The organism is Arthrobacter sp. UYCo732 (genome assembly GCF_040547265.1).
In the GTDB taxonomy this organism is placed as follows: domain Bacteria; phylum Actinomycetota; class Actinomycetes; order Actinomycetales; family Micrococcaceae; genus Arthrobacter.
The window spans coordinates 1-6,890 of the sequence record NZ_JBEPPJ010000038.1; the positions used below are offsets into that span (position 1 = coordinate 1).

The 6,890-nt window shown below is 63.3% G+C and carries 7 protein-coding genes and 2 pseudogenes; 6 read left to right on the forward strand and 3 right to left on the reverse strand.

What is annotated here, in order from left to right; genetic code table 11:
* Positions 1-209 precede the first annotated feature (209 nt).
* The 3 genes and pseudogenes from ABIB45_RS22185 to ABIB45_RS22195 form a co-directional block, all read right to left on the reverse strand.
* Positions 210-434 carry a DUF3188 domain-containing protein gene (locus ABIB45_RS22185; RefSeq protein WP_354217996.1) on the reverse strand — a complete coding sequence of 75 codons (225 nt, stop codon included), beginning with the start codon at positions 432-434 and terminating at the stop codon, positions 210-212.
* 21 nt (positions 435-455) lie between these two features.
* Complete coding sequence (locus tag ABIB45_RS22190) at positions 456-1,319, reverse strand: HpcH/HpaI aldolase/citrate lyase family protein (protein WP_354217997.1); 864 nt, start codon at positions 1,317-1,319, stop codon at positions 456-458.
* Positions 1,320-1,467: 148 nt separating this feature from the next.
* Positions 1,468-2,101: pseudogene (locus tag ABIB45_RS22195) on the reverse strand (aldo/keto reductase); the annotation flags it as partial.
* A gap of 604 nt (positions 2,102-2,705) precedes the next feature.
* On the opposite strand from ABIB45_RS22195, the gene ABIB45_RS22200 reads away from it, so the two are divergent.
* The 6 genes and pseudogenes from ABIB45_RS22200 (at position 2,706) to ABIB45_RS22225 (ending at position 6,414) form a co-directional block, all read left to right on the forward strand.
* Positions 2,706-2,987 (forward strand): hypothetical protein, encoded by a 282-nt coding sequence (locus ABIB45_RS22200; RefSeq protein WP_354217998.1) that lies wholly within the window; start codon positions 2,706-2,708, stop codon positions 2,985-2,987.
* Between the two features lie 264 nt (positions 2,988-3,251).
* On the forward strand, positions 3,252-4,013 hold the full coding sequence (locus ABIB45_RS22205) for a GAF and ANTAR domain-containing protein (RefSeq protein ID WP_354217999.1): 762 nt from the start codon (positions 3,252-3,254) through the stop codon (positions 4,011-4,013).
* A 29-nt stretch (positions 4,014-4,042) separates the two neighbouring features.
* Positions 4,043-4,450, forward strand: a complete 408-nt coding sequence (locus tag ABIB45_RS22210) for an Hpt domain-containing protein (RefSeq protein WP_354218000.1) — start codon at positions 4,043-4,045, stop codon at positions 4,448-4,450.
* A gap of 119 nt (positions 4,451-4,569) precedes the next feature.
* Positions 4,570-5,222: pseudogene (locus tag ABIB45_RS22215) on the forward strand (ABC transporter ATP-binding protein); the annotation flags it as partial.
* A gap of 15 nt (positions 5,223-5,237) precedes the next feature.
* A complete protein-coding gene (locus ABIB45_RS22220) occupies positions 5,238-5,927 on the forward strand; it encodes an ABC transporter permease (RefSeq protein WP_354218002.1) in 690 nt (229 codons plus the stop codon).
* A gap of 82 nt (positions 5,928-6,009) precedes the next feature.
* A complete protein-coding gene (locus tag ABIB45_RS22225) occupies positions 6,010-6,414 on the forward strand; it encodes a GNAT family N-acetyltransferase (RefSeq protein ID WP_354218001.1) in 405 nt (134 codons plus the stop codon).
* Positions 6,415-6,890: the final 476 nt, after the last annotated feature.

Consider the following 6,890-nt stretch of genomic DNA (forward strand, 5'->3'; position numbering starts at 1 on the left):
TGACCAGACCGCATTTCCCTTCCGGCACGCGCACCAAAGTGGGTACCTACCGCCCCTCGCAGATTAATATTCGTGAGAGCCTGACACTGCCAGTCGAAAACGACTCGCCACCACTCACACCACGACCGGGCCGGCACACGATGAACGGCCCCCGAAACCACAAACCCAGGAGCCGCTCACCTCTGCCTCTTGACAACCGTCCCTACATATCAGCGCTTGAGGTTCTTCCGGATGGCCTGTCCACGGACCACAATCCCGGCGATGTGCAGCACGAGGCCGAGCCCGATCAGCGGCAGTGAGGCGGTGGCGAGGCCCTGGTTTCCGGAGGTGTTGCCGATCAGGTTCAGGATGATTCCGACGCCGATCAGCCCCATGGCACAGAAAACCATGACCTTGTAGGAGGTGGGCGCGGTGTTCCAGAATTCGTTCAGCACGAACCAAGTCTACCGAGCCCGTCAGAGCGCCGGCTGCACCCCAAATGCCACCGCAAGCTTCATGATCTTCTCGGCGCGGCCCAGGCGGGGCAGGTCCGAGCCGTCACGGATGACGCGCCCGTTGGCTTCGAAATCGGACATGAAATCCGTAGCCCAGGCAACATCGGACGGTGTGGGGCTGATGACCTCGTTGATCACCGGGGTCTGATCGATGGCCAGGCAGAGCTTCCCGGTCATGCCCATCATCACCGTGATACCGGTCTGCTCACGGAGGATGGGGTGGTTGGTGCCCACGGTGGGGCCGTCAATGGGGCCAGGCAGGTTGCCCACACGGCTGGCGACCACCAGTTTGGCCCTCGGGTAGGCCATGGCCTCGGCGGTGGCGGCCATGCCGGTGTCGCGGCGGAAATCGCCGGAACCGAACGCCAGGCGGAAGGCGCCCTGGGCCTTGGCGATATTGTTGGCCTCCTCGATGCCCACCGCGGATTCAACCAGCGGAATGACGGGCGTTTTGCCGTCCATGCGGTGGAAGCTTTCGGTCACCTGGTCGGCGGACTCGGTCTTGGCGAGCATCACGCCGAGCAGGCCCGGGGTTCCGCGCAGTCCCGCAAGGTCATCGGCCCAGAACGGGCTGGTGGCATCGTTGATCCGGACCCAGGCGTTGCCGCCGCTGCTCAGCCAGTCAATGACGTTTCCCCGGGCCTCGTCCTTCTGCGACGGGTCCACCGCATCTTCGACGTCCAGGATGATCGAGTCGGCGCGCGAAACGGCCGACTGGTCAAACAGTTCGGTTTTCATCGCGTTGACCAGAAGCCAGGAACGGGCAATTTCAGCTGGGATGTGGCGCTCGGGCCGTACGGTCTCGGTGGCGGTGATTGACGTCATGCATCTACCGTATCTGGCCGGGCCCTGCGAGCGCTAAGCAGGATGGGCTGACGGGGTGACCAATACGAACATAACTGCCCCGTGGCGGTGGCTGAACCGGGTTTCGACAAGCTCAACCACCGGACACTAGCCCAACCACCGATCGGCGTTAGGGGAGGTTGCTCCCCCGCGCCGTGATCCACAGCCCTACCAGTCGGCCCGGGTCATGGCCGCCGCCACCCGGGACGCGTCGGCGCAGGCAGCGATCCGTGCCGGGTTGACCGTCCCGATCACGGGCGCGATACCCGCGGGGTGCTTCAGCAGCCATCCCAGGAGGATGGCCTCCCCAGTGGTGCTGTATGTGCCGGCCAGCTCCCGGACGAGGACGGCCGCGGCAGTCTCCGCCGACGTCGGGTCTTCCGGCGCCGCACCGGTGTACAGCCCGCGGCCAGCGCGCCGTACGCCTGCAGGGTGACCCAATGGCTGGCGCAGTATTCCAGCGTGCCGTGCGGAAAGCCGTCATCCAGCGAGTCCACGTGGTTGACCAGGACCTGACTCTCCAGCCACGCCCGCTTCGGGTTGGTGCAGCAGGAGCACATCCACGATGTCCGTCCGGAGCCGCTCCAGGCTGCCGTCCACCCGCTCCAGGATGGATTCCCGGCTCAGGTCATCGTGCGTGGCAAGCCCGCGCTCGTTGAGCCGGATCCCGCACTTGGTCTGCAGCCTAACCGGTCACGGAGCCCAGGCGTTGCCGCCAGCACCTCACCGAGGACAGCTTCGGACTTGCCGCTGCGGTATGTTTCGACCGGGGTGACGGCTGATGCGTTGAAGTCCTTGCCCCAGGAACGCGTCCTGGAAGTGACCGTCGAGAACCCGCAGGCGGACTTGGCGGTCAGGACATTCCAGGTGAAGTTAGCGCGGCCGCACATCCGGCCAGTGGTGATTTTGCGAGGGCTGCTGCATTGACGGTGGGGACACTGCTGACGACCGTGGTCGGGTTCTACTTCGGGCAGCGAGCTACTCAGGGCGGAGCCCAAATTGGTGGCCTCGGGGAAATCCCCGGCTGGGAACGACGGACCCGCAAAGACGACGACGAAATACGCTGGGACCAGCGCCTGCAAGAACTCACCGGCTACATGGCTGCCGGAACGACTAGCCCGCCACAAAAAGACAGACACCGAAGAAGAACGGGCCCTGGGCATTTGGCTGCACATCCAACGTATGAAGTACCGCCGCAACGAACTGGAGCTGGACAAAGAAACACAACTGAATACATTCCTTCCCGGCTGGCGTGACGGAAGGACGCGGGGCCGCCCACCCGGAGCCCGGAACGTCCGGCCTGGATAAGCGGCTCCGGCCGACCAACTGAAGGACTCGGACGAGGCACTGAAGTTCCTTGAAACGCATATGGGCATGCTGCCCGCCCGGCTGGAACAGATCCTGACCGGATTGCACGAGCACGACCAAAAAGCATCCGCCGACGCCATCTTGAGCCTAAAGGTCACTTCGGCGATGACCGGTGCCTTCAGCACTGAAGTCTGTTGCCTGGAACTGGAAATGCTCGTCCGAGAAAACCGGTTCGACCTGGCCGCGGTAACTGCCGAGCGCCTGGTCAGCGAGGTGACCGTCCTGTGCGATTTTGCACCGGATGTGATGCTGGAGGCGCGGCGGGCCCTCATCAACGAATAGGACATTGCAGCCTACGCCGACGCTGGCCTTGGCTCGGACCGAATGATCGCTAAGAGTCATCCGAATGTAGCCCGTATTCGGCGGTTGGCAAAATAGAGTACACACTACTCGGGCCTTCATTCCCCCCGCCCCGTAGCGTCGATTAAGTGCCCCTTCGGGGAGCGCTTCGTGGTATTTCGACTGTCAGGGGGACAGGTCATGGAGGCAGAGCTACTCGTTCGACCGGCAGGTCATCAGACTGGGGCCGGTGAAGGCGGCGGGACAGTGTGGTCCAGCGGCCAGTCACCGGCCCCGAAAGCCTCGGCAATAAGCCCGCCCACCCGGTCCGGGCTGCTGCTGGATCTGCGCGCCGACCGAGACGACGAATCGCTCCGCCTCCTAGCACGTGCTGCAGCGTCGGCCCTATCCGAGGCCGCCGGATGCGCCCTGGACGGCGCCGTGACTCTGGCCCGTCCCGGCCAGACACCCCTCTCTGCAGGGAGCGCCGACCAGGCAGAAGAGCTGGTCAAATGGGAAAGGGCCCACGGGGACGGTCCCGTGTCGCAGGCGTTGAGCGGGAGGTTGGCGATCATTGTCAACGATTACTCGCGCGATGCCCGGTGGCCCGGGTTCTGGGGACCTCTCCGGCACGCCGGCTACCGGTCGGTGGTGTCGGTGCCGCTGACCTTGGAACCGGGATGCCCGGCGGCGCTGACCATCCTCGCCGGCACGAGCCAAGTCTTCTCCCCGGGGGTGCTTGCCCGGGTCATGGCCTTCAGCAAGGCTGCCGCCAGCAGCCTACTTATGGCAGCCCAGGTCCGGGCCGCCATGGCCTCGGCCGATCATCTTCGCACTGCAATGAACAGCCGGACGTCCATCGACATCGCCTGCGGGGTCATCATGGGGCAGAACCGGTGCTCCTACGAGGAGGCCTTCAGCCTGCTCGCTAAGGCCTCAAGCCACCGCAACGTCAAAGTCCGTCAGGTCGCCGAAACCGTCCTGGAGGCTCTGCCAGGCGGAGCACCGGCCACACATTTCCAGGGCTAACACCCGACCCTCCTGATGGAAGAAAACGGATGAAAGCCTCCGGACCAGCTCCCCTGCTTGACCCATCGGTGCTCGACAAGCTCCTCACCGACGTCGGCGACGACGAGAAAATCTGGAAGCTTTTCGTGCGGAACTTCATCGCAGCCCTGCCGCACAGGACTGACAAGGTCCGCGGGACCCTGACCAGCGGGGATCTGGCGGGCTCCCTGGATGCCGTCCTGAGTCTGAAGTCCTCCAGCCAGATGGTGGGCGCGGAGCGCCTGGCGGACCTTTCCGCCGACCTGGAGCGGTCGGTTCGCGTCGAAGCCCGTCACGCCGTACCCGGCAGTATTTTGCCACGGCTGGCACTGGCCCATCTCACCCCGATCATCAAGTGCGGCCGACAAACCACCAACCTGCTTGAAAAATACCTCCATGTCCAGGCCAGGAACCCCTGATCTGCCGGAGCTGCCGGTCGTAACCAGCCGACCGGCCATCGGCACTAAAGGACGCCTGTCGACAGACGATTCCCAGCGCCACCCGTGGGTAGACTCGAAAAACACCACTCGGCACAGCCATGAGCGAAGCACTCGTCCACATTGATGGATTCAAGATGGATTTCGGAGACAAGACGGTCATCCGGGACCTGTCCTTCGAGGTGGGCCGGGGTGAGACGTTCGGGTTCCTGGGCAGCAACGGGTCGGGGACTACCACGACGATCCGGGCGCTGCTGGGCATCTACCAGCCCACGGCCGGGATCCTGCACATCGATGGCAAGCCGTTCAAGCCTGAGGACACAGGCCGGCTCGGCTACCTTCCGGAGGAGCGCGGCCTGTACAAGAAGGAAAAGGTCATCGACATCATGGCCCGCCGCCAAGACCTGGTCCCTGGAGTACCTGGAACGGGTCGCCCTGGCGGACAAAGCCAACGTCCAGTTGGACAAGCTCTCCTGCGGCCAGCAGCAGAAGGTCCAGCTCGGCGTCACGATTATGAACCGAACCCGAGCTACAGATCCTGGACGAACCCAAGGGCTTCGACCCGGTCAACCGGCGCCTGCTGATGGACATCATCGCCGGCCAGAAAGCCAAGGGCGCGACCGTTGTCATGGTCACCCACCAAATGGAAGAAGTCGAACGCCTCTGTGACCGGGTGATCCTGCTCAAGAACGGCACCTCAGAGGCCTACGGAACCATCGACGAGGTCCAGAACGAGTTCTACGGCCTGATCATCCTGCTGGCCGGGCAGATGCTCGGCTCCACCCTGGAGGAGAAGGAGAACCGGGTCACCGAAATGATCCTGACGACTTTGAAGCCGACGACGCTGATTAGCGGCAAGGTCATCGCCCTGTTCGCGATCGGGCTGCTGCAGGTGGCGATCTTCACCGCCCCCATCGTCATCGGCTACCTGTTCTTCCGCGAACAGATCAACATCCCCGACTTCGACCTCTCCGCCCTCGTCTTCGAACCGGTCCCCATGATTATCGGCTTCCTGATCCTGCTCGGCGGGTTCGCCCTGTTCACCACCACCCTGGTCGCCATTGGCGCCGTCATGCCCACCGCCAAGGAGGCCGGAAACTTCATGGGCGTCATGATCGCCCTGATCTTCGTGCCGTTCTACGCGGTGTCCCTGATCTTCTCCAACCCGCAAGCCCTTATCGTGCAGGTCTTCACCTACTTCCCGTTCTCCGCCCCGGTCACGGCCATGATCCGGAACGGGCTCGGCTCCCTCAGCCTCCTCGAAGCAGCCATCCTCTACATCGGGGCGGTACTCATGTTCTCCCTCGCCGTCCGGCTCTTCCAGTACGGATCCATCTCCTACACCTCCAAGGTCAACAACAAGACGGCACTCAGCAACGGCCGCCGGGACCCCGGCCGGAAGCCTGACACGCTAACGCCGGCAGCACCCAGTAGACCCGCGATCGCATGCCCGGCATGATGAAGCCGTGACTGCTAATGAGACTGCAACCAGCGGAACCCCACGGCGGGCGACGACCGCCGATGCCCCAACTGTTGCCCGAATGCTGCACGATTTCAACACCGAATTTGCCACACCAACACCGGGGATCGAAACAATTGCCGCGCGGCTGACCTCCCTCTTGGCGGGGGACGACGTCGTCGTACTGCTTGTTGGCGAGCCGGCAACCGGAGTGGCAGTGATCAGCTTCCGGCTCAACGTCTGGTATCAAGGGCCCGTCGCGATAATCGACGAACTCTACGTCCGCCCCGGCCAACGCGGTCATCGCCTGGGCACCGCGCTCCTCGCCGCCGTATGCGACCTGGTGAAACGTCGAGGCGGTGAAATAATCGAAATTAACGTTGATGGCGAAGACACAGACGCACGCCGTTTCTATGAAGCCCGGGGTTTCAGCAACACCGAGCCAAGTCACACCGACCAACTCCTGTACTACTTTCGTCAGCTCTGAACCACCGCCTGAACGTGCCGCCAGCCCCCGACGAAGGAGGGGTAGACGGGCCGGCGCGGACACGTACAATCCGTCAGGACAGCAACCGGGAAATCATGCGCTGCCTCAAACGCTACGCGGCCCGGGAAATTTACCGCCAGATCACTAATCCCCAGGCAGCCCCCAACAACGCCGATCTCCGCCAAATGCGCACCACTGGGTTGCACGCTCGGGACCGCAGCCAGGGAACTCGGCCAATGGCCCTCCGAGATCTCGCTTTTGGAACGGAGGCTACTCCGAAATGACACCCTCGCCAGGAGCTACCGCCAATTGCTGACCGAGCAGCAGCCGAATATCGCGTGACGGTGTGACCGCAGCCTTTGCGAACGTCGCCTTACTAAGCTGAAGTTACGTTGGTCCTTTCCTCGTTTTCCTTCTGGATTCCGGGGGAAGGACCATTTTTGTACCGACATTTGTAGCCACTAAATTATTTTGAA

What these genes read in the sequence shown, in the direction of transcription:
- ABIB45_RS22225 (WP_354218001.1), top strand. Translation starts at nt 6,010, where the DNA reads ATGCTGCACGATTTCAACACCGAATTTGCCACACCAACACCGGGGATC.
- ABIB45_RS22190 (WP_354217997.1), bottom strand. Translation starts at nt 1,319, where the DNA reads ATGACGTCAATCACCGCCACCGAGACCGTACGGCCCGAGCGCCACATC.
- ABIB45_RS22210 (WP_354218000.1), top strand. Translation starts at nt 4,043, where the DNA reads ATGAAAGCCTCCGGACCAGCTCCCCTGCTTGACCCATCGGTGCTCGAC.
- ABIB45_RS22200 (WP_354217998.1), top strand. Translation starts at nt 2,706, where the DNA reads ATGGGCATGCTGCCCGCCCGGCTGGAACAGATCCTGACCGGATTGCAC.
- ABIB45_RS22220 (WP_354218002.1), top strand. Translation starts at nt 5,238, where the DNA reads ATGCTCGGCTCCACCCTGGAGGAGAAGGAGAACCGGGTCACCGAAATG.